Raw genomic sequence first — 1,600 nt, 5'->3', positions numbered from 1 at the left:
GGCGAAGAGCAACCTGCTGCCGTTTTCGGGGGTGATCGACGACCGCTGCAGCTCGATGTCGACGGACGGTGGCCGGCCGGTGTCGATCACCACGGCGATACGCTCGGAGAGGCGCAGCCCGCCGATGCGGACGCAGTCCCGTAGGAACGTGAATGCCATCGGACGTACCAGGTTCCATACGTAGCCACGGACGGCCTGGGCGGTGTCCCCTGGCTCGAGGAGCGTGTCACCGGCGCGCAGGCTCCGGTCCTGGAACGCCAGCACGCATACCTCGTCGGTCAGCTGCACCGGCGCCGTCCACGCGTACTGGTCGTCGTCGGCGTGCGAACCGACGATCCGATCCTTGTCGCTGAAGAGGGCGAGGCGCTCGATGAGCAGGTGCATCGGACCGGCAGGCCCTTCGACGAAGAGAGGGATGTCGCGGAGGGGCTCGCTGCGGTCCTGCGCCGGGTAGCGCGCGGAGAATCCCAGATCCTCGATACCGCTGAACGGCGCGGGCACCTTGATGACCAGCTCGTCCATCAACGAGCCTCACTCAAGCGGACGATCACGTTGCTCATCACGTCTACCCTGCGATCGACCCTAGCACAGGGGTTGCGCGGATAGAGCGCGTGGAGTGATTGCTACACTCGCGCGACCATGCCGGCACTCGACGACGTTCGAGTCCTCGACCTGACCAGGTTGCTTCCGGGGCCGTTCTGCACCGTGCTGCTCGCTGATTTCGGCGCCGATGTCATCAAGGTCGAGGACACCGCCGGCGGCGATTACATGCGCTGGATGCCGCCGCTCGTCGACGAGTACTCGGCGATGTTCCATCCGCTCAACCGCAACAAGCGCTCGATGGCGGTCGACCTCAAGAATCCATTGGGGCGTGAGGCGTTTCTCCGCCTGGCGGCCACCGCTGATGTGGTCGTCGAAGGCTTCCGGCCCGGGGTGATGGACCGTCTCGGCATCGGCTTCGGGGCGCTCCGGGAGGTGAATCCCCGGCTCGTGCTCTGCAGCATCAGCGGTTATGGTCAGGATGGACCGTTTCGCGACCGCGCCGGACACGACCTCGGTTACGCGGCGGTCGCGGGCGTGCTGCTGCTCGGCGGCAGCGCCGGCGACGCCCCGGCGATGCCGGGTTTACAGGTGGGGGATCTCGGGGGCGGCGCGCTCGACGCAGCGCTCGCGATCATGATCGCGCTGCATCACGCGGCGCGTACCGGCGTGGGTCAGCACTGCGACATCTCGATGGTCGACGGTCTGATCAGCTGGGCCGGCGTGCACGCTTCGCAGCTCTTCGCGACCGGCGATCCACCGACTCCGGGTGGCGGGTTGCTGACCGGCGGGTATCCCTGCTACCGGATCTACGAATGCGCCGACGGGTACCTTGCGGTCGGCGCGCTCGAGCCCAAGTTCTGGCGCGAGTTCGTTGAGCTGCTCGGCCTGCCCGAGCTCGCCGGAACCGGTCTCGATGATGGCGAGGAGGGACGCAGGACAATCGCATCGGTGCAGGCGGTGCTGCGAACGCGAACCCGCGCGCAGTGGGATGAGGCCCTTTCCGGTCGCGATGTGTGCGTCGAGCCCGTACTCGATGTTCGAGAAACCTTCGAGCATC

General features: G+C 67.0%; 2 protein-coding genes. One reads left to right on the top strand and one right to left on the bottom strand.

Annotated elements, in window-relative coordinates:
* Positions 1 to 522: hypothetical protein (locus WA225_RS27540; RefSeq protein WP_422610388.1), on the bottom strand; the 522-nt coding region annotated here is incomplete at its 3' end.
* A 117-nt stretch (positions 523 to 639) separates the two neighbouring features.
* Between WA225_RS27540 and WA225_RS27535 the strand changes: the two genes are divergently transcribed.
* Positions 640 to 1,600, top strand: a 961-nt coding sequence (locus WA225_RS27535; RefSeq protein ID WP_422610387.1) for a CaiB/BaiF CoA transferase family protein, incomplete at its 3' end; no start/stop codon positions are given.

This window comes from Pseudomonas sp. (assembly GCF_049300855.1).
Lineage (GTDB): Bacteria > Pseudomonadota > Gammaproteobacteria > Pseudomonadales > Pseudomonadaceae > Aquipseudomonas.
This window is presented reverse-complemented; position numbering and strand designations above follow the sequence as displayed.